A 24,073-nucleotide genomic window follows, 5' to 3' on the forward strand; every position below is an offset into this window, starting at 1 on the left:
GACGGCCGGGCGCTCCCTGGGGTCACTCCTCGGCGGACTCCAGCGCCGCGAGCAGCCGGGCGGTGGTCTCGGCGTCGACGACCACCGCCCGGCCGTCCAGAGCCCGCACCGGGGCGGCCAGCCGGGTGCTCGACAGCAGCCACAGGGCGTCCGCCGCCGCCAGTTCCGTGGTGGTGATCCGGCGGTACTCGCAGGGATGCCCGGCCTGCTCGAGGTGGGTGAAGGCCCGGGCCTGGGTGGTGCCGGCGAGGATCCCCTGGTCGGTGTCGGGGGTGGCGTACGTGCCGCCGAAGCGGGCCAGCACCGTCGAGGTGGGGCCCTCCAGCGCGTAACCGTCGCTGCTGGTGAAGATCACGTCGTCGGCGCCGCGCCGGGCCGCCTCCCGCAGCACCGCCTTGTTCACCGCGTAGGACAGCGTCTTGGCGCCCTGGAGCAGCCACGGCGAGGTCTGGGCGACGTCCTGGCGGTAGCCCCGGTCGAGGGTGACCACCCGGATGCCGTCGCGGCGCGCGGCGGTGAAGTCGTCGGCCTTGGCGACGTACGCCCAGCCGATCGGCACCCCGGTGCCCTCGATCCCGCGGGTCATGATGAACTTCACGTACGCCCGTCCCGCCGCGCCGTACGCGGCGACGGCCGCCAGGATCGTGGCGCGCCAGACGTCGAGCCGGGGCGCCGGCAGGTCGAGGATCCGCGCCGACCGGGCGAACCGGCGCAGGTGCGCGTCGAGCGCCTGGACGTGCCCCTGCAGCACCCCGGCGGTCTCGAAGATGCCGTCACCGCGGGTCACCGACAGGTCCAGCACGGTGAGCTGCGGTGCGGCCGGGTCGGCCCGGTGGAACGACTGTCCGGGGGTGGGGACGCCCTCGGCGAGGTCGTCGACGAAGAACAGGACGGGGGTGGTCATCGGAGATCGCGCTCCTCGGGTCGGCGGGGGATCGGGGTCGGGGTCGGTCGGGGGCTGCCGGCGGTGTCGTACGCCCGCAGCAGGTTGGTCTGGATCCATTGTCGGTCGACGTCGTGGCCGATGCCCGGTCCGGTGGGCACCTCGACCCACCCGTCGCGGGCGACGACCGGCGGGGTGACGATGTCGCGGGCGTAGTACTTGTCGGAGCCGGAGACGTCGGAGGGCAGCGAGAAGCCGGCCAGCGAGGAGAGTGCGACATTGGCCGCCCGGCCGATCCCGAACTCGTGCATCCCGCCGCACCAGACCGGGATGCCGGCCGCCGCCGCCAGGTCGTGGGCCTGCCGGGCCCGGGTCAGGCCGCCCATCCGGGACACCTTGATGTTCAGCACCCGGCCGGCGCGCAGGGCGATCATCGTCCGCAGGTCGTCGAGGTCGGTGACCGACTCGTCCAGGCAGACCGGGGTGGCGATCCGCTCCTGGAGCCGGGCGTGGCCGAGGAAGTCACGGACCCCGAAGGGCTGCTCGATCATCGTCAGGCCGTACGCGTCGAGGGCCGCCAGCCGGCCGATGGTCTCCTCGTCGGGGCGGAACGCGGCGTTGGCGTCCACGTGCAGGTCGAGATCGGGATGGGCCGTGCGGACCGCCCGGACCGGTTCCAGCAGCCAGTCCGGGCCGATCTTCAGCTTCACCCGGTGGTAGCCGTGCGCCACCTGCCGGGCCACCTGGGTGAGCAGGTCGTCGATCGTCGGCTCGATCCCCAGCGAGACCCCGGCCCGGACCCGCGCCCGGGTGCCGCCCAGCGCGGCGGCCAGCGCCACCCCCTGCTGCCGGGACCAGAGGTCCCAGCCGGCCCCGGCGAAGCCGGCCTTGGCGAACTCATGGCCACGGATCGCCGCCCAGCTCTGTTCGGCGTCCTCCGGCCGGTCCCAGACCGCCCCGAGGACCCGCGGAACGAGGAAGTCGACCGCGACGGCCCAGGCCGTCCCGGTGGTCTCCGAGCAGTAGAACGGCCCGGCGGGCGAGGCGATCTCGCCCCAGCCGACCGCCCCGGCCTCGTCGGTCAGCTCGACCAGGATGTGGTCCAGCGAGGCCTTGCTGTGGGAGCTGGTGCGGAACCGGTGGACCAGCGGCAGCCGCACCTCGTACAGCCGGATCCGGGTGATCCTCATCGCTCCTCCTCGGCGGGGGTCTCGGGGTCGTCGCGGGGTGGGTCGTCAGGGGACGGGTCGTCGTAGAGCGCGAGCCGCGAGGTCAGCACGTCACGCCGCCGCAACCGGCGGGCGGAGCCCTTCGACGCCGCCGCGGTGAGGGCGCTGAGCAGCTGACAGACCGCCGCCACCGCGGTCGGACTGTCGGCGTACGAGGCGGATCCGGTGTCGACGACGATGAGCACCGACGCGTCGCGGGCCGCCGGCGCCTCCGGGCTGTCGGTGACCACCACCAGGTGCCCACCGGCCCGGCGGAACAGTCGCCCCAGGGCGATCGTCTCGCGGCGGTAGCGGCGCAGCGAGAAGAGCACCAGCACGTCGCTGGCCCGGACGTCGGACAGCACGGTGAGCGGCGCCAGGGCGTGCCCGTCGACCAGGAAGACGTTGGAGAGGGTGGCGGCCAGGTCGGCGTTGAGCAGGGCGGCGTACGCGGCCGACTTGCCCTCGCCCATCACGAACCGGCGCCGTGACCCCAGCAGGAGCTGCGCCGCCCGGGGCACCGAGCCGGTGCGGGCCAGCGCCGCGAAAGTGCCGGCGAGGGAGGCGGTCTCGGCGGCCATCACGTTCTGCTGCAGCGCCTCCGCGGAGAGGGTGGTGCCCAGCCGCTGGCCGTACCGGTCCGGCGGGGTCCGCAGCTGCCGGTTGAGCGCGTGGCCCTCGGGATCGGCCCGGTCGGGTCCGGCCGTCGGTGCGGGCCGGGTGGTCTCAGCCATCGGTGGTCCTTCCTCGGCGGAACAGGTAGGCCGCGGTCAGTGCGTCGAGGCGTACGCAGCTGGTCGCGACATAGCCGGCCGCGAAGAGCTCACCGAGCGCGGCGCGGACCCGGGGCCGCTGGGCGTGGATCTCCGCCGACTCCGGATCCCCGGCCAGCAGCGTCCCGGCGATCGGCAGCCAGACGCCGGCCGCGCCGGGGATCGGCCGGCCCCAGTCCGCCGGGCCGAGCCGGCCGGGCGGCGGGGCGGTCGGCCGGTGCCACAACGTCCGGGGGTCGCGATCCAGATCCCACTCGACGATGACCCGGTCGGTGTCGGCCTGGCCGTAGTAGTCCTCCTGCAGCGCGATCCCGACCGCGCCGAGGGAGTCGAAGTTGAAGTGCGCGTTGCGGGCCAGTAGCGGGTCGAAGCTCCACCGCATCCGGTGCTCGCCCCAGTCGAGGGCGATCTCGCGCTGGTGCAGCTTGAGCAGCCGGCCGACGTGGCGGCCCTGGAACTCCGGGTCGACCACCGCGGCCTGCGAATAGTGGTAGCGCGCCGACCCGTCGGTGCCGGGGAACCCGTACGCGAAGCCGACCAGGCGGCCCTCCGGGGTCTTCACGCCCACGGTCGACCCGCCGTTGCGGCGCAGTGCGCCGAGCAGATTGGTGTTGAGCGCGGGCCCGTCCACGCCGTACCGGAAGACACGGTGGTAGAGGTCGCTGGCCCGCGACAGATCATCGTAGGAGGACAGCGGCCCGCCGAGCAGGCCGCCGGGGGCTGGTCCGGCTGCATCGACCCTCTTCACATCGACCGATCTTACGAATCGTATGTTACGCGCCCTGTCGCATATTTGTAGCAGTGCTGTCACATCTCAGCCCGAGGATATGTAACGTATCTGCAATCAGAGCGGGGAGTTGTCGTGGGCATCGGGAGAGCGACGGAGACCGCCGGGGTGGTGGAGCGACTGCGTCGCCTGGTGACGCTGGAGACCCCGTCCCTCGACCCGGTGGCCAGTGCGGCGATCGCTGACCTGCTGGGCGGGTGGTTCCACCAGGCGGGGGCGAGGGTGGAGACGATCCCCGGCCCGGCGGGCACGCACCTGCGCCTGGAAGTGGCCGGCGACGGGGTGGGGGAGCCGGTGCTGTTGGTCGGACACTCCGACACGGTCTGGCCGGTGGGCACGCTGGCCGGTCGGGTGCCCTGGTCGGTGGCCGGGGACGTCGTCCGGGGGCCCGGTGTCTACGACATGAAGAGCGGGCTGGTGGTGATGCTCGCCGCGCTGGAACGGCTGCGGGGGACGGCGCACCGGCCGGTCCGGATCGTCATCGTCAGTGACGAGGAGGTCGGCTCACCGACCTCGCAGGAGCTGATCCGCGCCGGCCTGGACGGGGTGGCGGCGGCGATCGGGTTCGAGTCCCCGCACCCGGACGGAGCGCTCAAGGTCGGCCGTCGCGGCAGCAGCCGGGTCCGGCTCTCGGTGCAGGGGAAGGCCGCGCACGCCGCCCTGGACCCCGCCGCCGGGGTGTCCGCGATCGACGAACTCGTCGACCAACTGATCGAGGTCCGGCGGATCGTCGGGACGGCCGGTGGGGCGGGCGAGGTGCTCTGCAACGCCGGGACGATCTCCGGCGGCGGCCGGGCCAATGTCGTGCCCGACCGGGCGGAGTGCGAGCTGGGCCTGCGCTTCCTCGACGCCGGCACCGAGCGGGAGGTGCTGGATCGGCTGCGCGGCCTACGGCCGGTCCGGCCCGGTGCCCGGCTCGCGATGGAGCTGGCGAGTCACCGCCCGGCCTGGGCCGCCGGCCCCGCGGACCGAGCCCTGGCCGCCTCGATCGGGGCGACGGCGGCGGCGCTGGGCCGGCCGGTCGGCGCCCGCCCCGCGGCGGGGGCGGGCGACACGAACCTGATCGGCGCCCTGGGAGTGCCGACGGTGGACGGCTTCGGGCCGCGTGGCGGCGGGGCGCACGCCGCCGACGAACACGTCCTGCTGTCCAGCCTGCTCGAGCGGATCGACCTGCTGGTCGCGGTGCTCAGGCGTTGAGGGCGGCCTTGAGCCGGTCCAGCCGGCCCCACAGCTGCTGCGGGAACCGCTCCCCGAGCTTGGTGAACCACTCCTCGATCAGCGGGATCTCCCGGCTCCAGTCCTCGACGTCCACGGTGAGCACCTCGGCCAGGGTGGCGTCGTCGACCTCGTCCTCGATGCCGGTGCGGTCGATCGCCTCCAGGGTCGGGACGTAGCCGATCGGGGTCTCGACCGCCTCGGCGGTACCCTCGAGCCGGCCGACGATCCAGGCGAGGACGCGGCTGTTCTCCCCGAAGCCGGGCCAGAGGAACCGGCCGTCGGCGGACTTGCGGAACCAGTTGACGTAGAACACCTTCGGCAGGTGCGGGGTCTCGTGCAGCGTGGGCATGTCCAGCCAGTGCTGGATGTAGTCGCCGGCGTTGTAGCCGATGAACGGCAGCATCGCCATCGGGTCACGCCGGACGACGCCGACCGCACCCTTGGCGGCGGCGGTGGTCTCCGAGGAGCAGGTGGCGCCGAGGAAGACGCCGTGTTCCCAGTCCACGCTCTCGGTCACCAGCGGGACGGTGGTGGCGCGACGGCCACCGAAGAGGATCGCGTCGATCCGGACGCCCTGCGGGTCGTTCCACTCGTCGGAGAGGATCGGGCACTGGGCGATCGGCGTGGTGAAGCGGCTGTTCGGGTGGGCGGCCTTGGTGCCCGCCGCCGGGGTCCACGGCTGCCCCTTCCAGTCGATCAGCTCGGCCGGCTTCTCGTCGGTCATCCCCTCCCACCACACGTCGCCGTCGAGCGTACGGGCGACGTTGGTGAAGATCGAGTTGCCCGCCTCGATGGTGCGCATCGCGTTCGGGTTGGTGGAGTAGCCGGTGCCCGGGGCGACGCCGAAGAAGCCGTTCTCCGGGTTGACGCCGCGCAGGTAGCCGTCGGCGTCGAACCGCATCCAGTTGATGTCGTCGCCGAGGGTCTCGGCCTTCCAGCCGGGCAGGGTCGGCTCGATCATCGCCAGGTTGGTCTTGCCGCAGGCGGACGGGAAGGCACCGGCGATGTGGTAGACCTTGCCCTGCGGTGAGGTGAGCTTGAGGATCAGCATGTGCTCGGCCAGCCAGCCCTCGTCGCGGGCCATCACCGAGGCGATCCGCAGCGAGTAGCACTTCTTGCCGAGCAGCGCGTTGCCGCCGTAGCCGGAGCCGTACGACCAGATCGCGCGCTCCTCGGGGAAGTGCACGATGTACTTGTCCGGGTTGCACGGCCAGGCGACGTCCTCGACGCCCTCGTCCAGCGGGTAGCCGACCGAGTGCAGACAGGGGACGAACTCCTTGTCGCCGCCGGCGGTCATCGCCTCCAGCGGGGCGGCGCCCATCCGGGTCATGACTCGCATCGACATGGCGACGTACGCCGAGTCGGAGATCTCCACGCCGTACTTCGGGTCCTCGGCGTCGATCGGGCCCATGCAGAACGGGATGACGTACATCGTCCGGCCGTGCATCGCGCCGCGGTAGAGGTCGGTGAGGGTGGCCTTCATCGTGGCCGGGTCACGCCAGTTGTTGGTCGGGCCGGCGTCGATCTCCTGCTCCGAGCAGATGAACGTACGATCCTCGACCCGGGCCACGTCGTCGGGGTCGGAGGCGAAGTAGTAGGAGTCCTTCTTCTTCTCCTCGGACAGCCGGATCGCGGTGCCGGCGGCCACGAGCTCGGCGCCCAGGCGGTCGTACTCCTCCTGGGAACCGTCGCACCAGTAGATCGAGTCGGGTTCGGTCAGTGCCGCGACCTCGGAGACCCATTCCAGAAGGGCCTTGTGGGTCGTGGGTGCCTGGGTGGTGTCAACGGACACGATGTGCTCCTCGTTGAGTTCGGTGAACCGGCTGGGACTAGGGAGGATGCCTCCGGGATGTTGGAGTGATTCTAGGCCACTGCCCCAACTGGTATTACAAGAGTGGAGACACAAATGCTCATGTGAAACAGATCACAAGATGTTCCGATCGACGTGCTGGCGCGGGTCGATCCGAGGCGGGCCGTGCCATTCTCCGGCCTGGTGGTGCTTACCAGTGGACCACTGGTACCATGCCTGCGGGCTGATTTGGTATCTCACCGGCGAGGGTCTAGAGTTCTTACTCGTCGCAAGGAGCACTTGGGGCGTATGCGCCCGTAGCTTAACGGATAGAGCATCTGACTACGGATCAGAAGGTTGGGGGTTCGAATCCCTCCGGGCGCGCCACTGAAGCCCTCCGGTCATCGAGACCGGGGGGCTTCGTTGTATCCATCGGCCCGGCGGGCAAGCTACTACGCGGCGTCGTTATAGTCGGGTCATGGACCAGACTTCGCCGATCGTGCCCCCGTACGACTATCTGCGGGACGGGGCAGAGATCTATCGGGAGTCCTTCGCGATCATCCGGCGCGAGACCCGACTCGATCAGCTGCCCGAGGACATTGCCCGGGTGGCCGTCCGGATGGTCCATGCCTCCGCCCAACCCGACATCGTCGACGACCTGCGCTGGTCACCCGGCGTGGTCACCGCCTGCCGTGCCGCCCTGGCGGCCGACGCCCCGATCCTGTGTGACTCCACCATGGTGGCGCACGGAATCATCCGCTCCCGGCTTCCCGCCGGCACCGAGGTGATCTGCCGGCTGGCCGACCCGGAGCTGCCTGCGCTGGCCCGGCGGCTGGGCACCACGAAGGCCGCCGCCGCGATCGACCTGTGGGCCGACCGGCTGGCCGGTGCCGTGGTCGCCATCGGCAACGCCCCGACCGCGCTGTTCCGGCTGCTCGAGGTGATCGGCGAGGGTGGCCCGCGGCCGGCGGCGATCGTCGGCATCCCGGTCGGCTTCGTCGGGGCGGACCGCGCCAAGGAGGCGCTGGCCGGCAATCCGTGGGGGCTGGAATACCTCACCCTGCTGGGCCGCCGGGGCGGCAGCGCCGTCGCTGCGGCCGCCGTCAACGCGATCGCCACGGACCGGTAACCGGCCGGCCGCGGGCCGGCCACCCGGACCGGCCATGGCCCCCTGGACCGGCGATGCGGGACCGGTCACCGGTCGGCGAGGGTGCGGACCGCCTCGACCAGGGCGTCCCGGACCGCGGCGGTGCGCCGCGGCTCCCGCCGGCCGATCACCCCGAGCAGCATGCCTCCGCTGCGGCCGGTGGCCGGGGTCCAGGCGCTGCCGCCGGCCGCGTGGTCGCCGCGGACGCAGAAGACGTGCCGGGTCTCGGCTTCGGCGGCGACCCGGGTGTTCACCGCGGGATCATCGGTGAGGGCCAGGACGTACCAGGCGTCGGCGACATCGCCGGCGGCGTACGCCCGGGCCGACCAGCTGATCCGGCCGGACGCCTCCAGGGCGGAGAGGACCGGGGTGAGGGTCGGGGACACCACCCGCACCCGGGCGCCGGCATCCAGCAGTGCCACGATCCGGCGCTGCGCGACCCGGCCACCACCAACGACGAGGACATCCCGCCCGCGCAGCACCAGACCACTGAGGTAGACCGGCGTCGCGCCGCCGTCGTCCAGCCGCCGGGCGCCCGCCCGGTAGCGATCGACCACCACCGCGGCCAGTTCCGGGCACGGCCCGACCACCTCGGCCACCCGGACGTCGGGGGTACCCGGGTGCCGATCGCGCCAGGCCGCCGTCTGCTCGTGGGTCCAGCGGCGCATCGACCCGGGGAAGAGGAAGTTCGGTGCCACCACGATCCGCTCCGCGCCGAGCCGGACGACCTGGTCGAGGGCCTGCGCCAGGTCCGGTCCGGTCACCTGGAGGTAGGCCGGCAGCACCTGCGCGAAGCCGCCCTCCTCCTGCACCAGCCGGGCCAGGGCGGCATGCTCGGCGTTCGTCTCACCGATGCTGCAGCCCCGGCCGACCAGCACGACCGTGGTCGAGGCCGCCGACCAGTCGCCGAGCACCGCCCGGATCCGTTGCAGGGTGATCGTCCGCAGCGCCGGATCGGGGCCGAGGTGGGGGGCGTACGCCACCGTGCTGCCCGGCACCCGGGCCCGGCCGGCCTCGATCGCCTCGGGGATGTCGCGACGGACGTGCCCGCCCTTGCCCAGCATCAGCGGCACCACGACCACCGCGCCGCGCTCGGCCCCGGCAGCCGCGGCGGCGACCGCCTCGGCAATGCCGGGCTCGGTGAGCTCGACGAAGCCGAGGCCGACCGTCACGTCCGGGAGGACGGCGCGGACCAGCGCGGTGAGGGCCCGAGCCGCGGCGGCGCCCTCCGGGTCACGGGTGCCGTGGGCGGCGATGACGAGCGGTGGGTGGGCGGCCCGGGCGGCCTGCCGGACCCTCTCGATGGTCGGGCGTGCCTCGGTCATGCGTGCATCCAGGTGTAGTCGCGGGGGGTCACCATCACCCGGCGACCGGCCCCGCTGGTGGTGTAGCGGGTGGTCGACGAGCCGACGACGACGAGGGAGTTCATGTCCACCCGGGTCGGGTCGAACGTGGCCAGCGTCGCCAGGTAGGTCCGCTGGTCGGGCCGGCAGGCCTCGTGTACGGCGGCCACCGGGGTGTCCGGCGGGCGGTGGGCGCCGAGGATCTCCAGCGCCCGGGGCAGTTGGGTCGTCCGGGTGCGGCTGCGGGGGTTGTAGAGCACCACCACGAAGTCGCCCTCCGCGGCGGCGTGCAGGCGCCGCTCGATGGTCGGCCAGTCGGTGTGCAGGTCCGACAGCGAGAGGGTGACGTGGTCGTGGCCCAGCGGGGCGCCGAGGATCGCCGAGACGGCCAGGCTCGCGGTCACCCCGGGCACGATGTCCACATCGATGCCGTCGGTGCCCTGCTCCAGCACCGGGCTGGCCATCGCGTAGAGCGCCGGGTCGCCGGAGCAGACCAGCGCCACCCGGCGGCCCTCCCGGGCCCGGGCGATCGCGTAGCAGGTCCGGGCCTCCTCGGTGCCCATCCCGGAGGAGTACACCTGCGTGCCGGGGCTGAGCAGGTCGCGGATCTGCTCCACGTACGGTGCGTAGCCGACCACCACCGCGGCGGAGGTGACCGCCTCCCGGGCCCGTGGAGTGACCAGGTCGCGGGCGCCGGGCCCCAGCCCGACGACGCTGAGCCGCCCCCGCGGCGGGAGCCGGCCGATGGCGCAGGTCGCCTCCGGGGTGCGGCGCTTGCCGATCACCAGCTCCGCGCCGTGGGCCAGCACCGAGGCCTCGGCCACACTCGGGGTGCCGACGTGGCCGTCGACCACCGCGCTCGGGCTGGGCACCGGCTGGCCGGCCAGCGTGTCGGCGGCGTACGTCACCAGCGGGACGCCGAGGGCGGTGGCCAGCGCCACCAGACCGGGCTCGGCGGCCTTGATGTCCGCGCTCACCAGGGCGGCCAGGCTGTCGGGGGACAGGCCGGCCTCCTCCAGGGTCTCGGTCAGCAGGGTGGCCAGCCGCTGTGCCGAGGTGCCGCGGTTGCAGCCCATCCCGGCCACCAGGGACTGCGGGTGCACCACCACCCGGGGCAGGCCCGGTCCGGCGACGGGGCCTGCCGCGAGGTCGGTGACGACGACCTGGGCCTGGGGGGCGGCGCAGTCCTCGCTGACATTGTCCGGCAGCGGCGGCAGTGGCCAGGGGCTGGTCCGATCCAGCCGCACCGGCCGGCCGTCGAGGATCGCCCGGGTCACTCTGGCCAGGTCACCGGACCAGGGCCAGCCCAGGGTGTCCAGCGCGGGCAGGCCGAGCGCGTCGGTGGCGGTGGTGAGCACAGCGGTGGCGCCCAGGCCCTCGGCGAGCACCCGGGCCAGCGCGTTGGCCGCCCCGGAGTGGCCGCCGACCAGCGGCACCGCGAACCGCCCGGCCTCGTCGACCACCACGACCCCGGGGTCCTGGGCCTTGGACACCAGCAGCGGGGCGATGATCCGGGTGGTCGCGCCCAGCGCCAGGTGGCTGACGATCAGGTCGCAGGACTGCCAGGCGGCCGGCAGGCCGGTCGAGGCGGGGCCGTCGAAGCGGAGCGTGTCCCGGCCCAGCACCTGGTCGATCCGATCCGCCTGCCGGCGGGTCGCCGGGCTGTTGGTCACCTGGCCGATGTGCGCGACGGCAATGTCCCGGGTCATCCGTGGGTCTCCTTCGGGGTCCCGACGGCGGCCGGATCGGCGGCCCGGTAGGCGTGCCGGAACCCGGGATGGTAGAGGTGGCTGCGGGTGCCGCTGGCGCCCTCGGCGAGCGCGGCGCCGACCAGCACCACGGTGTGCTTCCACAGCTTGTGCTCGCGCATCGTCGCGGACAGGTCTGCCAGCTCGCAGCGCAGCAGCAGCTCGTCGGGCCAGGTCACCCGGTAGCCGACGATGCACGGCGTATCCGCCGGGTAACCACCGGCCAGCAGCTCCTCCTGGAGCACCCGGTTGCGGGCTGCCGAGAGGTAGAGCGCCATCGTGGTGCCGTGCTCGGCGAAGGAGCGTACGGTCTCCCGGTCCGGCATCGGCGTCCGGCCGCCCTCCAGCCGGGTGAGGATCAGCGACTGCGCCACCTCCGGGACGGTGATCTCGACCTCGGCCCGGGCCGCCGCGGCGGAGAATGCCGACACCCCGGGGATCGTCTCGTGGGCGATGCCGATGCTGTCGCACAGCGCGCGCTGCTCGCCCATCGCTCCGTAGATCGACGGGTCGCCGGTGTGCACCCGGGCGACCAGCAGGCCCTGGTCGCGGGCGCGTTCGAGGACCGGCCGCAGCGCCTCCAGCGGGAGGGCGGCCGAGTCGACCAGCTCGGCGTCAGGACGGGCCCCGGCGACGATGTCGGGATGCACCAGGCTGGAGGCCCAGACCACGATGTCGGCCCGGGCGACGACCGCGGCGCCACGGACGGTGATCAGGTCCGCCGCGCCGGGGCCGGCGCCGACGAACACCACCCGGCCCTCGCCGTCCCTGGCCCCGCCGGTCACAGCCGGCCCCCGGTCGTCGGGCGGGGCGGGGTGACCAGCACGGTGCTGAAGTACGGCGCCTCGGCGCGGGCGGCCGGGTCCCGGCCGTCGACCAGCCGCTCGTCGGGCAGCCCGACGTCGGTGCCGACCAGCACCGCGTGCTCGGGGCGGACCGCGGCGATCGCGTCGAGCACCTCCGGCAGCCGACGGCCGGCCTTGTACGCCACCACGGTGTCGGCCGTGCCGAGAGCCGCGGTGAGCACCTCCACCCCACCGGTAACCGGCACCAGGGCCAGCACCTCGCGGCCCTCGACCAGCGGCGTACGCGCCGCCCCGGCCAGCGCCTGCATCGCGGTGATCCCCGGGACGACCTCGATCCGCACCTCGGGCACCTCACGGGTCACCTCGGCGGCCAGGTAGCTGAACGTCGAGTACACGCTGGGATCGCCGACGGTGGCGAAGCAGACCGTCCGTGCGCCGTCTCGGAAGGCCCGGACCGCGGCGTCAGTCGATTCGGCCCAGGCGGCCCGCCGTCGGGGCCCGACGCCGCTGCGCTCGCGCATGCTGAACGGCACCGCGACGATCCGGTCGGCGGCCGCCGGACAGGCGGCGGCGACGATCCGGTCGGCTCGGCCGGCGGTCCCGGCGGCATGCTCGGTCCGCGGCACCAGCACCACATCGGCCTCGGCCAGCAGGCGGACCGCCTTGACGGTGACGAGTTCGGGATCACCCGGTCCCACGCCCACCCCGATCAGGCGCTGCGACTGGTCCACATCGTCTCCTCGTCTCGGTGCCGCTCCGACAGCCGCCATCCTACGAAGGATTACTACGGGGTCCGGAGCCGGGGTCGCCGGTGCCGTACGCTCGTCAGGTGCCGTACGCTCCCGTCCTCACCACCCTGGCCTATGTCGTCCGTGGCGGCCGGGTGCTGATGTGCCACCGGATCGCCCGGGACACCGACGAGCAGTACGGCAAGTGGAACGGGCTGGGCGGCAAGCTCGAGCAGGGCGAGGACGCGGCGACCGGGATCATCCGCGAGTTGCGCGAGGAGGCCGGGATCGTCCCGACGGCGATGACGCTGCGCGGGACGCTGAACTGGCCAGGGTTCTCCGGGCCGGACGGCCACGTCTTCGGGCTGGTCTTCCTGGTCACCGCGTTCGAGGGCGAGCCGCCGGAGCGCAACGTGGAGGGCGACCTGGCCTGGATCCCGGTGGCCGACCTGATCGGGCTGGACATCTGGGAAGGGGACCGGTACTTTCTGCCGCTGCTCTTCGACGAGGATCCGCGGCCGTTCCACGCGGTCATCCCGTACGCCGACGGGCGGCCCACCGGGGCGACCATCACCCGGATCTGAGCGCCCCGGTCAGCGCCGGCGCCGCTCTCCCGTCCCCGCCAGCACGGGCGACAGCCACTCGACCAGCGGCCGCAGGGCTTCCCAGTCGTCGCGCACCCGCCCGACCAGAGCTTCCGAGAACAGCACCTCGTCCTCGATCCCCCGGAAGGCCGACAGGCTCTTGTGGCGCAGCAGGTCGATCTGCGGATGGTCCGCGGTCCAGCCCCTGGGCGCCTTTTTCAGGCACTCCCCGCCGATCTGCCAGCCGTCCTCGCGCAGCGTGGCGACGATCGAGGCCAACCGGTCGCCCTCCTCGTCGATCCGCTCCCGGAAGGCAGCGAGCCCGTCGGCCGAGGCATGGTAGAAGCCGGCGCCGGTGAGCAGGCCGTCTGCGGCGAGCTCCAGATACCAGCCGGTGGCCGGGGCGGTCCGGACGAACGCCCCGAGATGGGTCTTGTACGGGGACTTGTCGTTGCTGAACCGGACGTCCCGGTGGGGCCGGAAGACCTTCGCGTCGCCGAAGGGGTCGGCGACCTCGGCGAGCAGGGCCTCCATCGGCGCCCGGACGGCCTGTTCGTACGTGTCCCGGTGGGCCTGCCAGTACGTGCGGGAGTTGTCCGCCGCCAGGCCGCGATAGAACTCCGGAGCGACCGGATCGAAGCCGCGGAACGGTGTCATGACACCACTGTTGCACGGGGATTAGGTTCGGGACCTCCTTGGTTGTACTGTGAATCACAGTTGTTGCGGTTCGCAGAATCTGGACAAGCAGGACACCCAGCCAGGGTGGACCGGTCTTTCTGGGAAGGCGTCTCACCAGCATCACCCCCACGGGCACTACGATGGCGCCCAGTACAACCTCCCATCTGAAGGACATAGATTTACATGAGCACCGGTACCGTCAAGTGGTTCAACGCCGAGAAGGGCTTCGGCTTCATCGCACCTGAGGACGGCTCCCCCGACGTTTTCGCACACTTCTCCGCCATCAACTCCACCGGCTACCGTTCGCTCAACGAGGGCGACCGGGTCGAGTTCGAGACCGTCGACGGCCCCAAGGGCAAGCAGGCGGCCAACATTTCCGTGATCCACTGACCTCTCGGTCCCCAGCTTCCGAAGGCCCCCGGTCATCCGACCGGGGGCCTTCGGCCATCCTCACCCTCGGCGCCGCCCGGCGGATCGCGCTCGCCGCGCAGGGCTTCGCCGAGGCCAGACCGGTGCCCGGCCGGGTGACGATGCGCCACCTGCAGCGCACCGTCGACCGGGTCGCCCAGTTCCAGATCGACTCGGTCAACGTGGTGCAGCGGGCGCACTACCTGCCGCTCTTCTCCCGGCTCGGCCCCTACGACACCGGGTTGCTGGACCGGGCGGCCGGCCGGTCGCCCCGCCGCCTCTTCGAGTACTGGGCCCATGCCGCGAGCCTGGTCGACATCCGTCTCGAGCCCGCCCTGCGGTTCCGGATGGCCCGGGCGGAGTCGGAGGCCTGGGGGAGCATGCGGCGGGTCGTCCGGGACCATCCGGACCTGGTGGCCACCGTGCTGGCCGAGGTGGGCCGGCTCCCCGGCACCGCCCGCCAGCTGGAGGAGCGGCTGGTCGAGGATCTGCCGGTGCCGGGCGACCGGTCGGCGGAGTGGGGCTGGAACTGGTCGGCGGTCAAGACCGCGACCGAGTGGCTGCTCTGGTCGGGGCGGACCTCCGTGGCGCGACGTACGCCGCAGTTCGAGCGGGTGTTCGACCTGCCGGACCGGGTGCTGCCGCCGGTCGTGGCGAGTGCGGCGACCCCCGAGGAGCCGGCGGCGGTGCTGGCGCTGGTCCGCCGCGCGGCCGCCGCGCTCGGCATCGGCACACTCGGCTGCCTGGCCGACTACTTCCGGCTGGACCGTGGCGAGACCGCGGTGGCGATCGCCGCCCTGGAGCACACCGGGGAGCTGACCCCGGTCGCGGTGCCCGGCTGGACCCGGCAGGCCTGGCTGTGGCACGCGGCCCGCCGGCCGCGCCGGGTCGAGGCGGTGGCGCTGCTCAGCCCGTTCGACTCGCTGGTCTTCGAACGGCGCCGGCTGCGCGGGCTGTTCGGCTTCGACTACGGGTTGGAGATCTACGTCCCGGGGCCGCGGCGGCGCTACGGCTACTACGTCTACCCGTTCCTGATGGGGGAGCGTTTGGTCGCGCGGGTCGATCTCAAGGCGGACCGGCAGGCGGGCGAGCTGGTGGTCCGGTCCGGCTGGCTGGAGGACGGGGTGGAGCCGCGGATCGTCCGCCCGGCGCTGCGCGGTGAGCTCGACCTGCTCGCCGGCTGGCTCGGGCTGGAAGCGGTGCGGACCGTGCCGGCCACGGAGTGGGGCCTGCCCGGCAACGGCCGGCCGCTGATGTGGTGAGGACCGGTGTGGTGAGTTCCGGCGTGGCGGGTCGGGATTAGGCTGGCGCCGAGGCCGCGACGCCGCGGCCCGCACCCGAGGAAGGATCCCCCGTGACCGAGACCGTCACTCCGCGTCCCCTGGAGCCGTTGGGCTTCGCCGTACCGTCGACCGTCCCGACGCACTGGTACAACCTGGTGGCCGATCTGCCCGAGCCGGTGCCGCCGCACCTGCACCCGCAGACCCGGCAGCCGTTGACCCCGGAGGATCTTGCGCCGCTGTTCCCGATGAGCCTGATCGCCCAGGAGGTCTCCACCGAGCGGTGGATCGAGATCCCGCAGACGGTCCGGGAGATCTACGCCGGTTGGCGGCCCTCCCCGCTGGTCCGGGCGCACCGCCTCGAGCGCGTCCTCGGCACCGGCGCCCACGTCTACTACAAGTACGAGGGGGTCTCCCCGGCCGGCTCGCACAAGCCGAACTCTGCGGTGGCCCAGGCCTACTTCAACGCCGTGGAGGGCATCACCCGGCTGACCACCGAGACCGGCGCCGGCCAGTGGGGTGCCTCGCTGGCGATGGCCTGTGCGCTGCTCGGCCTGGAGTGCGAGGTGTGGCAGGTGCGGGCGTCGTACGACACCAAGCCGTACCGCCGGATGCAGATGGAGACCTACGGCGGCACCTGCCACTCCTCCCCGTCGGACCTCACCAGGGCCGGCCGGGAGCTGCTGGCGAAGTTCCCCGACACTTCCGGTTCGCTGGGGATGGCGATCTCCGAGGCGGTCGAGTCGGCCGTCGAGGACCCGCAGGCCCACTACGCGCTCGGCTCGGTGCTCAACCACGTGATGCTGCACCAGACGGTGATCGGTCAGGAGGCGCTGGTCCAGCTGCGGGAGGCGGGCGAGGCGCAGGCCGACATCGTCTTCGGCTGTGCCGGGGGCGGCTCCAACCTGGCCGGGCTGTCCTTCCCGCTGATCGGACAGAACCTCCGCGAGGGCTCCACCACGAAGGTGGTGGCCTGCGAGCCGGCCGCCTGTCCCAGCCTCACCCAGGGTGAGTACCGCTACGACTACGGTGACGTCGCCGGGATGACGCCGCTGCTGAAGATGTACACCCTCGGGCGGGACTTCGTGCCGCCGGCGATCCACGCCGGCGGGCTGCGTTACCACGGCATGTCGCCGATCGTGTCGCACGCGGTGAACCTCGGCCTGATCTCGGCGACCGCCGTCGACCAGGACACCGCCTTCTCCGCCGGCATCGAGTTCGCTCGGGCCGAGGGGATCATCCCGGCGCCGGAGTCCTGCCACGCGGTCGCCGCGGCGATGGATCACCTGCGGACGTCGGCCCAGGACGGCGAGGTGGTCGTCATCGGTCTGTCCGGGAACGGTGTGCTCGACCTCGCCGCGTACGAGAAGTACGTCTAGTCCGCCGGACCCGGCGGGCCATCCGCCACAGTGAGCCGCCGGCGCCCTCCCGACCGGTGCGGACGTGGTCGAGGACGTTGTCGTTCGCGGCGGTCAGCTCGATCCGCCGGCGCGCCGACAGGGAGCCGGCCAGCAGGATCTCGTCGTCGAGCTGCACGGCGGTCTCCGGCGATGGCATGGTGAGCGTCCGCTCCCCGCGGCGGATCATCAGCGCCACCGCCGGGACCCGGCGCTGCCGGTCGTACGGGTCGGTGAGCAGGTGGCGCAGGGTGACCAGGTTGCCCTCGCTGACGTCCCGGTGGACCGCCTCGGCCCGGCGGTGGTCCACCGGGAGGGTCCAGGTGAAGGGCGTCCGGCCGGGGGTGGTCTCCTCCAGCGCCTCGGCCACCCGGGTGCACCACTCCTCGTCGTGCTCGGGCAGCGTCCGCAGGAAGGCCGACAACAACGGGGTGGTGATCACCGAGAGGAACTCCTCGGCCACGATCCGGCTGGGCACCATGCAGAAGTCGTCCTCGAAGGCGTCGAAGAGCGGGGCGTTCGCCTCCCGGTTCTGCCGGGTGACGACGAAGATGTCCGGCTTCATCGTCCGGGCGGTGACCGCGATGGCGAGGTTCTTCACGTCGCGGTTGTTGCCCGCCACGATCCCCACCGAGTGGTCGATGCCGGCCTCCCGTAGCTCGTCGGGCTCGGTACCGGTGCCCTGCACTGTGACGGTGCCCTCGTCGTAGTGCTTCTGGTCGATGATCGTCACGCTCATCCCGTTGCGACGCAGCCGACTGGTCACCGCGTGCCCGAACCGCCCGTAGCCGCAGACGATCCAGTGCCCGTTGGGCGGCCGGTGCCGTTCCGGCCGCGGGGCCCCGGACAGTCCGGTGAGCAGCTCCCGCAGGTGGTAGCGCTCCGGGGTGGCCACCGCCGAGGCGAGGTGGCCGGCGAACCGTTCGAACGGGTTGATCAGCAGGTCGGCGCCGAAGGCGTCCAGGTTGAGCTCGCCGGCCCGTACGGTCCGTACCCGGGCCAACACCGGCAGCGGGGGCCGGAGCAGCCGGACGGCGACGGTGATGGCGATGTTGGTGTCGTCGTCGGCGGTGAGCGCGATGACGCCGCGGCACCACGCCGACCGCAGTCCGGACCGTTCCAGCACCGCGGGGGCACTGGCATCGGCCTCGGAGAGGATCGGGTCGGTGTGGTACTCGTGCAGCAGCTGCTCCTGCAGCCGGGTGCCGTCGGCGTCGATGATCACCACCCGGTAGTCGAGGGCGTCGAGGCCGTGGGCGACCAGGCTGCCGGTCTCGCCGCAGCCGCAGACGATGTAGAACGGCTCGTGCAGCTGCTGGACCCGGCGGGCCAACCGGCCGGTCTTCAGTGCGTCGCGGAAGGCCGGGTCCTGCAGCAGCGCCACCAGGGTCACCAGGGCGTACGACCAGCTGGTCACCGCGATGAAGATCGACAGTGTGATCCACAGCCGCTGGGCGTCGGAGAAGGCGGGCGGGAACTCCCCGAAACCGACTGTCGCCGCGGTGTAGGTCATCACGTAGAACGCATGGAACAGCGACAGCGGCGGCCCAGGATCGCCGTTCGCGTCGACGCCGGGCATCATCGCCAGGCCGAAGACGCAGACCGAGAAGGTCGTGATGACCAGGATCAGCGGCGTACGCATCCGCCGCAGGACGAGGAAGAAAACGGTGCTCATTGCAGAGTGCTCACGGGACCGGGCGCCAAGGCTGGACCGGGCCGGTCAGCGGCGCAGCATGACCGACTCGCTGATCATCAGCACCACCGAGACGAGGTTGGCCAGCAGGGCGCCGGCGGACAGCGAGACCACCGTGGACATCTGGTGGGCCCCCAGCGGCGAGGCATCCATCACCTGGGCGTAGACCGTCCAGACCACCGCGGAGGCGATCAGCTGCAGGTCGGCGACCAAGCTGGTCGCCAGGTGAACGGCGCCGAGCTGGGTCCGGTCGCCGAACTTGAGCACGGTGGCGATCAGGCTCACCACGATCGCCGCCGACAGCTCCCAGACGTTGTGCAGCTGCGGGTCGGCGATGTTGCCCAGGGTGAAACCGAAGTTGAGCGTCGCCGCAAGGGTGATGAAGAACCCGAAAACGATCTTCTCGAAGTTCATGGCGCCACTCTAGGGGGAAACGGATCGAGGCTGCAGGCATCCCGGCGGCCGGGTCGAGCCACTGATCCCGCGCGGGCTGCCCGCGACCCGGGAGCGGCTATCCTGACCGGGGAAGTTCCGCGGCTCGAGCGAGGGGGCGTCATGCTGCGGTGGGGGGAACCGGACCGATGATCGAATTGCTGGCCAGTCTGGCGCTGTTGGCGGCGCTCATCGGCCTCTACCTGTTCATGTTTCGCGCTGCCCGAGGACCCGGCGGACCTGCACGCACCTGGTCGGCCCTGAGGATGTACGACGAAGCCGCGTGGGGAGTCGCGCTGCTGTCCGGTTTCGCCGTGAGCGACATCATCCAGGCCGTGGGGTCCTGGGGCGCCAGCGGGTCGTCCGTGGAGCAGCTCGCCGGTCTCGGCACGCTGCTGACCGCCGTCGTCGCGTGGTCCTGCGGAGCCGGGGCGTCCCGCAGCGTCCTGGTCGCCATGCCCGCCGCCCTGGTCGGGGGCTTCGCTGCCATCGTGAAGTCGGCTCAGGCCGTGCGGGACGCTGCGGCCGGCGGTGACTGGCTCCTGGTGGGCATGGTCGTGGCGCTCGGCCTGCTTTTCGGGTTTCTCCTGCCGCTCCGCTTTGCGCTGGATCCGCACGCGATGGCCGGGCTCGCCTGGTACACGGCGTTGGAGGTCATGGTGCTGCTCGCCGGCCCGTTCGGTGTCACCCTGCGTGACCTGACCGGGTGGGGTCAGGCCGTCCTCGTGCTCTTGTCGATCGGTATCCCGATCGCGTTGGCCCTCCTGCCGAGCATCGTGCTGAACCTGTTCGCCTCCGCGGCCGTGCTGGCGGAGTTCTACCTCTCCTTCCTCGGTCTCGGGAGGGGATTCTCCACGGCCGTGGCGTTCGTGGTGGTCGCGCTGATCTGCTATCTCATCGGGGCGTGGATGCGGCGTCGTGGCTGGGTGCCGTCGACCGTGCGCTAGGGGTGACGAAGCGACGAACGGCGCCGGTTTCGTCCGGGAGTCATCGTGCAGCCGAAGGAGCGACAGCCTGTCCAGGGGCCGTCGGAGCGCTCGTCGTGGTGGGCCCTGACGACGCCGTACCGCGACGATCAGGCCCCGGACCGGGCGATGCAGGCGTCGTCGCGGCTGCTGCAGTTCGCCGCCGGCCTGGAGCCGGGGGCTCACCTCAGGCTCGTTCTCGGGGGTGACGGCGCCGGTGAGGTCACGGTGCGGCTGCGCACCGATACCACCACCAAGAGTGTCGCCAACCACTTGCCCTGGATCGCCGAGGGCGTCGGGACGTGGCAACAGCTCCCGTCGGCCGGGGCGCAACTCGCTGATCCGGCAGAGACGGGGTGCCTGTTCGAGCTTGTTCCGACCGTCCAGTCGTACGCGCCGGACCTGCTCCGCATCGAGGGCGCGGCCATCGACGATGCCCGCACGATCAGTGGTCGCGGACGTCTTGACCACGAGCCAATCCTTCCTGGTCAGTGACTCAGAAAGAAGCAGCATCAATCAAACGTTCAAGCGTCGAGATTCCCTTCGCGGGCCGCCTGCTCAAGGGCGTCGATGAAGACGGGGATCTGCTCAATCAAACCGTTATTCATGGCTATACCCGCGGCGCCAAAGTAGGTCAGGCTCGAAAAGAGCATAGAGGAGTCGAAGTCGGTGCGGGTGTACAACTCATTCCTAATCTCTTCAAAGTTATACTTCCGGAGCTGGGGGAACTGCGACACGTAGGCGTCCGTTTGTGCGCCGATCAGTGTGAAGAGTCGTTCAAGCGCGACGAACTGCGCTCCACGGCCGGCCCGTTTGATCAACTGGTGCGCCAACGGAACCAACTCGGGTGGAGTCTGAGCGAGGCGGCTCTGGCTGCTAATCGGGTCAGTGGACCAATTCGGAAGAGTGTTTCCCTCCGGCCCTCTGGGTGTCGTTTTTCCGAACAAGCCCATTTCGTGCCCTCCCGGTGAATCGAATTCTTTCAGCAGACTACTGTTCCTGCCCGGCAGGTTCGAGTGGGGTCCCTGATAGTGGTGTAGCGGGGTCGCCATAGTCGTTCTTGAGTGCTTCGACGACTTGACGCGGCCCCCCAACCTGTCGGGTCAATACGGCTGGCGAAGCGATCGTCCACGGTTGCGATCGGTAGGCACCGACCTATCGTCCGTGGTGTTTCCCGTCCACCGGGCAGAGTAGGCCGGTGGACCCACAGGTTGAGCAGGTGAGTTTGCCGAACATTCCGGTAGCGGTTCCTCCCTTGCAGTCTGGGCAGTCGTGCAACGGGCGGTGACATTTCCTGCAGTCCATGGCGCTATCTTTCCCCCAAGTGGTGCCGGTCGTGTACCGGCTCCGTCGCCGAGCCTATCCGGGCGCTCAGGGGCGGTTCACCCCCACTTCTGGGGGTGTGCTCACAGTCACACGCTGTGAACTCGGGTAGGACGAGCCAGTGGACCGCTGTTGGGACAGCAGGTGAGTGCTGCCTCGGTGGCGTCGCCCTCGGCGACACGGTGAGATGCTCTCATCATCGTTCGAGCGAAAGGTCACCACCATGGTGGATCGCAGCACCGGACCCGCCGGCACCGGACCCGAGGACGACGCCGAGCGGGCCGACGAGGCCGCCCGGATCGGTCCCGAAGCCGAGGCGGAGGCGGCGGAGGAGTCGGACGTCGTCGCCGGGTCGCCGTCGGCCGCCCATCCCGGTGGCGCTCCCGAGCCGCACACCCCGGACGTGGCAGACAGGCTGAACTGGCTGCGCGCCGGCGTGCTGGGCGCCAACGACGGCATCGTCTCGACCGCCGGCCTGGTGGTCGGCGTGGCTGCGGTCAACCCGGGCGCGACCTCGGCGATCCTGGTCGCCGGCATCGCCGGGCTGGTCTCCGGTGCGGTCTCGATGGCGCTGGGGGAGTACGTCTCGGTGTCCACCCAGCGGGACACCGAGAAGGCGTTGATCGCCAAGGAGACGTACGAGCTGGAGACTTTCCCCGAGCAGGAGTTCGCCGAGCTCGTCGGCCTCTACCGGCACCAGGGCCTGTCCAAGGAGACCGCCACCCGGGTGGCCCACGAACTGACCGCCCATGACGCGCTGGGCAGCCACCTGCACATCGAGCTGGGCATCGACGAAGACCAGCTGACCAACCCCTGGCAGGCCGCGCTGGCGTCGGCGATCGCCTTCACCGTCGGGGCGGTGCTGCCGATCCTGGCGATCCTGCTCACCCCGATCCCGATGGCCCGGATCCCGGTCACCTTCGGGGTGGTGCTGGTCGCGCTGGCACTGACCGGGGTGGTGAGTGCCCGGCTCGGCGGCGCCCGCAAGGGACCGGCCGTCGTCCGGCTGCTCGTCGGCGGCGGCCTCGGGATGGCCTTCACCTACGGCATCGGCACCCTGCTGGGTGTCAGCGGCGGCTGATCCTCAGAGCTCCCGGACCGCCTGCAGGTAGAGCGCGTGCAGCGCCCCGGCCACCGCGGCCGGGGCCTCGGCGGGGGTGAAGTGGCCGGCCTCGGGGATCTCCACCAGCTCGACCCGGGCGAGGTGCCCGGCCAGGTGCCGGGCCTCCTCGGCGCCGGTCATCGCGTCGTGTTCGCCGCGCAGCACCAGCGCCGGGGCACTGATCATGCCGAGGACGGCCAGCCGGTCGGGGCGGGCTGCCATCGCCCGCTGCGCCCAGGCGACGCCGGCCGCCGGAGCCTGCTCCAGGCCCTCGCGGACCGCCTCGACCACCTCGGGCCGGTTGGCCAGCGTGATCGGGCTCAGGCCCGCCTCGAGCAGCCCGAGGACGACGGAACTGCCGGCCGGGCCCTCCGCCGCGGCGGCCATCGCCAGCCGGTTCGCCCGGGCCTGCTCGGAGTCCGCCTCGGCCTTGGTGTCGAGCAGACCCAGTCCGGCGATCACCGCAGGGCGCTCGGCGGCGATCGCCAGCGCCGTGTAGCCGCCCATCGAGATCCCGGCGAACACCGCCCGGTCGACCCCGAGCTCGGCCAGGTCCGCCACCACCGTCTCCGCGTACGCGGACAGCGACGGATCCCCGGGCAGCGCGGGGGAGCCGCCGAAACCGGGGGCGTCGACCGTGAGCACCGGGACGTCGTCGAGTTCGCCCACCACGTCATGCCACATCGAGGCGTCGAACGGGAAAGCGTGCAGCAGTACGAGCGGGAGAAGGTCGATCGGTCCCTCGGCGGGAGCGGTGCCATGGCGATGCCAGGCGAGAGTCGTCATGACTTCCATCGTGCCAGCCGGGGCAACCCTCGGCCACCCCTTCGGGACCGGTGCGATGGGTCTCCGGGGCCGGTGTGGTGACTCCCTGGGGCTGGTGTGGTGACCCCGCGGCGCCTACCGTGGGCGCATGATCGCCGTGACCGGAGCCACAGGACGGCTCGGAGGCAGGATCGCCCGGCGGCTGGCCGATGCCGGGGTGGCGCAGCGGCTGCTGGTCCGTGACGTGCGCCGGGCGCCGGTGCTGCCCGGGGCCACCCCGGTGGTTGCACCGTACGGGGACGGGGCCGCGGTCCGCCGGGCCCTGCGGGGCATCGACACGGTGCTGATGATCTCCGCGACCGAGTCCGAGGACCGGCTGCAGCAACACCTGTCCTTCGTCGCGGCGGCCCGCGCCGCCGGGGTGGCGCACATCGTCTACACCTCGTTCTTCGGCGCCGGGCCGGAGGCGACCTTCCGGCTGGCCCGGACACACTGGCAGACCGAGCAGGCGCTGCGCGGCGCCGGCCCGGCCTGGACCTTCCTGCGCGACTGCCTCTACGCCGACTTCCTCCCCGGCCTGGTCGAGGACGAGTCGACCGGCGGGGTGATCCGCGGGCCGGCCGGCAGCGGCCGGGTCGCCGCCGTGGCCCAGGACGACATCGCCGACGTGGCCACCGCGGTGCTGCTGCGGCCGGCCGCCCATGCCGGCAGAACGTACGACCTGACCGGGCCGGAGGCGCTCGGGCTGGCCGACATCGCCCGGATCCTCTCCGCGGCGCAGGGCCGTCCGATCCGCTACCAGGAGGAGGACGTCCAGCAGGCGTACGCCTCGCGGTCCCGTTACGGGGCGCCGGACTGGCAGGTCGAGGCGTGGGTCTCGACGTACGAGGCGATCGCCAACGGTGAGATGGGCCCGCCGTCCGGCGACGTGGCGGCGGTGCTCGGCCGGCCGGCGGTGCCCGTGGCGGCCCTCTTCCCGCACCGCTGAGGCCTCGATGTCGGCGGTCTGTGCTTGA

General features: G+C 72.0%; 24 protein-coding genes and 1 tRNA gene. 11 read left to right on the forward strand and 14 right to left on the reverse strand.

Translation table 11 applies throughout. From position 1 onward, the window contains the following. Positions 1-22 precede the first annotated feature (22 nt). The 4 genes from R0145_RS01935 to R0145_RS01950 are packed head-to-tail and all read right to left on the reverse strand — an operon-like array spanning position 23 to position 3,612. On the reverse strand, positions 23-904 hold the full coding sequence (locus R0145_RS01935; protein WP_317838754.1) for an aminodeoxychorismate lyase: 882 nt from the start codon (positions 902-904) through the stop codon (positions 23-25). Then, positions 901-2,073 carry an o-succinylbenzoate synthase gene (gene menC, locus R0145_RS01940; RefSeq protein WP_317838755.1) on the reverse strand — a complete coding sequence of 391 codons (1,173 nt, stop codon included), beginning with the start codon at positions 2,071-2,073 and terminating at the stop codon, positions 901-903. The genes R0145_RS01935 and menC overlap by 4 nt, the downstream gene beginning before the upstream one ends. Beyond that, positions 2,070-2,825: a MurR/RpiR family transcriptional regulator gene (locus R0145_RS01945; RefSeq protein ID WP_317838756.1), complete on the reverse strand. Its 756-nt coding sequence runs from the start codon at positions 2,823-2,825 to the stop codon at positions 2,070-2,072. Before R0145_RS01945 ends, menC begins: the two co-directional genes overlap by 4 nt. Continuing rightward, positions 2,818-3,612, reverse strand: coding sequence for a GNAT family N-acetyltransferase (locus R0145_RS01950; protein ID WP_317838757.1), 795 nt, complete (start codon positions 3,610-3,612; stop codon positions 2,818-2,820). Before R0145_RS01950 ends, R0145_RS01945 begins: the two co-directional genes overlap by 8 nt. Before the next feature lie 114 nt (positions 3,613-3,726). Between R0145_RS01950 and R0145_RS01955 the strand changes: the two genes are divergently transcribed. Further along, positions 3,727-4,848, forward strand: coding sequence for a M20/M25/M40 family metallo-hydrolase (locus tag R0145_RS01955; protein WP_317838758.1), 1,122 nt, complete (start codon positions 3,727-3,729; stop codon positions 4,846-4,848). Here the strand turns inward: R0145_RS01955 and R0145_RS01960 are convergent. Further along, positions 4,838-6,661, reverse strand: coding sequence for a phosphoenolpyruvate carboxykinase (GTP) (locus tag R0145_RS01960; RefSeq protein ID WP_317838759.1), 1,824 nt, complete (start codon positions 6,659-6,661; stop codon positions 4,838-4,840). The genes R0145_RS01955 and R0145_RS01960 overlap by 11 nt on opposite strands. Positions 6,662-6,969: 308 nt before the next feature. On the opposite strand from R0145_RS01960, the gene R0145_RS01965 reads away from it, so the two are divergent. Next, positions 6,970-7,045 (forward strand) — tRNA-Arg (locus tag R0145_RS01965). A 91-nt stretch (positions 7,046-7,136) separates the two neighbouring features. Further along, positions 7,137-7,787, forward strand: coding sequence for a precorrin-8X methylmutase (locus tag R0145_RS01970; RefSeq protein WP_317838760.1), 651 nt, complete (start codon positions 7,137-7,139; stop codon positions 7,785-7,787). Positions 7,788-7,852: 65 nt separating this feature from the next. Here R0145_RS01970 and R0145_RS01975 read toward each other — a convergent pair whose 3' ends face one another. Genes R0145_RS01975 through cobI form a run of 4 tightly spaced genes read right to left on the reverse strand, consistent with a single transcriptional unit; the run spans position 7,853 to position 12,472 of the window. Then, on the reverse strand, positions 7,853-9,130 hold the full coding sequence (locus tag R0145_RS01975; protein WP_317838761.1) for a CbiX/SirB N-terminal domain-containing protein: 1,278 nt from the start codon (positions 9,128-9,130) through the stop codon (positions 7,853-7,855). Next, entirely contained in the window at positions 9,127-10,857 is a 1,731-nt protein-coding gene (gene cobJ, locus R0145_RS01980) for a precorrin-3B C(17)-methyltransferase (RefSeq protein WP_411742067.1), read from the reverse strand. Before cobJ ends, R0145_RS01975 begins: the two co-directional genes overlap by 4 nt. Further along, a complete protein-coding gene (gene cobM / locus R0145_RS01985; protein WP_317838762.1) occupies positions 10,854-11,681 on the reverse strand; it encodes a precorrin-4 C(11)-methyltransferase in 828 nt (275 codons plus the stop codon). The genes cobJ and cobM overlap by 4 nt, the downstream gene beginning before the upstream one ends. Then, positions 11,678-12,472, reverse strand: a complete 795-nt coding sequence (gene cobI, locus R0145_RS01990; protein WP_411742068.1) for a precorrin-2 C(20)-methyltransferase — start codon at positions 12,470-12,472, stop codon at positions 11,678-11,680. Before cobI ends, cobM begins: the two co-directional genes overlap by 4 nt. Before the next feature lie 59 nt (positions 12,473-12,531). Here cobI and R0145_RS01995 point away from each other — a divergent pair, with 59 nt between their 5' ends. After that, positions 12,532-13,014, forward strand: a complete 483-nt coding sequence (locus R0145_RS01995) for an 8-oxo-dGTP diphosphatase (RefSeq protein ID WP_317838764.1) — start codon at positions 12,532-12,534, stop codon at positions 13,012-13,014. 9 nt (positions 13,015-13,023) lie between these two features. On the opposite strand, the gene R0145_RS02000 is transcribed toward R0145_RS01995, so the two are convergent. Next, positions 13,024-13,671: a DUF2461 domain-containing protein gene (locus R0145_RS02000; RefSeq protein ID WP_317838765.1), complete on the reverse strand. Its 648-nt coding sequence runs from the start codon at positions 13,669-13,671 to the stop codon at positions 13,024-13,026. A 204-nt stretch (positions 13,672-13,875) separates the two neighbouring features. Here R0145_RS02000 and R0145_RS02005 point away from each other — a divergent pair, with 204 nt between their 5' ends. The 3 genes from R0145_RS02005 (at position 13,876) to R0145_RS02015 (ending at position 16,759) form a co-directional block, all read left to right on the forward strand. Continuing rightward, positions 13,876-14,082, forward strand: a complete 207-nt coding sequence (locus R0145_RS02005) for a cold-shock protein (protein ID WP_317838766.1) — start codon at positions 13,876-13,878, stop codon at positions 14,080-14,082. Positions 14,083-14,222: 140 nt separating this feature from the next. Further along, positions 14,223-15,362 (forward strand): winged helix-turn-helix domain-containing protein, encoded by a 1,140-nt coding sequence (locus tag R0145_RS02010; protein ID WP_317840128.1) that lies wholly within the window; start codon positions 14,223-14,225, stop codon positions 15,360-15,362. A 92-nt stretch (positions 15,363-15,454) separates the two neighbouring features. Then, positions 15,455-16,759 carry a TrpB-like pyridoxal phosphate-dependent enzyme gene (locus tag R0145_RS02015; RefSeq protein ID WP_317838767.1) on the forward strand — a complete coding sequence of 435 codons (1,305 nt, stop codon included), beginning with the start codon at positions 15,455-15,457 and terminating at the stop codon, positions 16,757-16,759. Here the strand turns inward: R0145_RS02015 and R0145_RS02020 are convergent. Both R0145_RS02020 and R0145_RS02025 read right to left on the reverse strand, forming a co-directional pair. Further along, positions 16,701-18,452, reverse strand: coding sequence for a potassium channel family protein (locus tag R0145_RS02020; RefSeq protein WP_317838768.1), 1,752 nt, complete (start codon positions 18,450-18,452; stop codon positions 16,701-16,703). The genes R0145_RS02015 and R0145_RS02020 overlap by 59 nt on opposite strands. Positions 18,453-18,497: 45 nt before the next feature. Then, positions 18,498-18,884 (reverse strand): DUF6394 family protein, encoded by a 387-nt coding sequence (locus R0145_RS02025; RefSeq protein WP_317838769.1) that lies wholly within the window; start codon positions 18,882-18,884, stop codon positions 18,498-18,500. 167 nt (positions 18,885-19,051) lie between these two features. On the opposite strand from R0145_RS02025, the gene R0145_RS02030 reads away from it, so the two are divergent. Continuing rightward, entirely contained in the window at positions 19,052-19,849 is a 798-nt protein-coding gene (locus R0145_RS02030; RefSeq protein ID WP_317838770.1) for a hypothetical protein, read from the forward strand. Positions 19,850-19,894: 45 nt separating this feature from the next. Further along, on the forward strand, positions 19,895-20,362 hold the full coding sequence (locus R0145_RS02035; protein ID WP_317838771.1) for a hypothetical protein: 468 nt from the start codon (positions 19,895-19,897) through the stop codon (positions 20,360-20,362). Between the two features lie 29 nt (positions 20,363-20,391). Here R0145_RS02035 and R0145_RS02040 read toward each other — a convergent pair whose 3' ends face one another. Next, positions 20,392-20,709, reverse strand: coding sequence for a hypothetical protein (locus R0145_RS02040; RefSeq protein ID WP_317838772.1), 318 nt, complete (start codon positions 20,707-20,709; stop codon positions 20,392-20,394). Between the two features lie 704 nt (positions 20,710-21,413). On the opposite strand from R0145_RS02040, the gene R0145_RS02045 reads away from it, so the two are divergent. Next, positions 21,414-22,271, forward strand: coding sequence for a VIT family protein (locus R0145_RS02045; protein WP_317838773.1), 858 nt, complete (start codon positions 21,414-21,416; stop codon positions 22,269-22,271). Positions 22,272-22,274: 3 nt separating this feature from the next. On the opposite strand, the gene R0145_RS02050 is transcribed toward R0145_RS02045, so the two are convergent. Then, complete coding sequence (locus R0145_RS02050) at positions 22,275-23,078, reverse strand: alpha/beta hydrolase (protein ID WP_317838774.1); 804 nt, start codon at positions 23,076-23,078, stop codon at positions 22,275-22,277. Positions 23,079-23,205: 127 nt separating this feature from the next. Between R0145_RS02050 and R0145_RS02055 the strand changes: the two genes are divergently transcribed. After that, on the forward strand, positions 23,206-24,045 hold the full coding sequence (locus R0145_RS02055; protein WP_317838775.1) for an SDR family oxidoreductase: 840 nt from the start codon (positions 23,206-23,208) through the stop codon (positions 24,043-24,045). Positions 24,046-24,073: the final 28 nt, after the last annotated feature.

The organism is Raineyella sp. W15-4, assembly GCF_033170155.1.
Lineage (GTDB): Bacteria > Actinomycetota > Actinomycetes > Propionibacteriales > Propionibacteriaceae > Raineyella.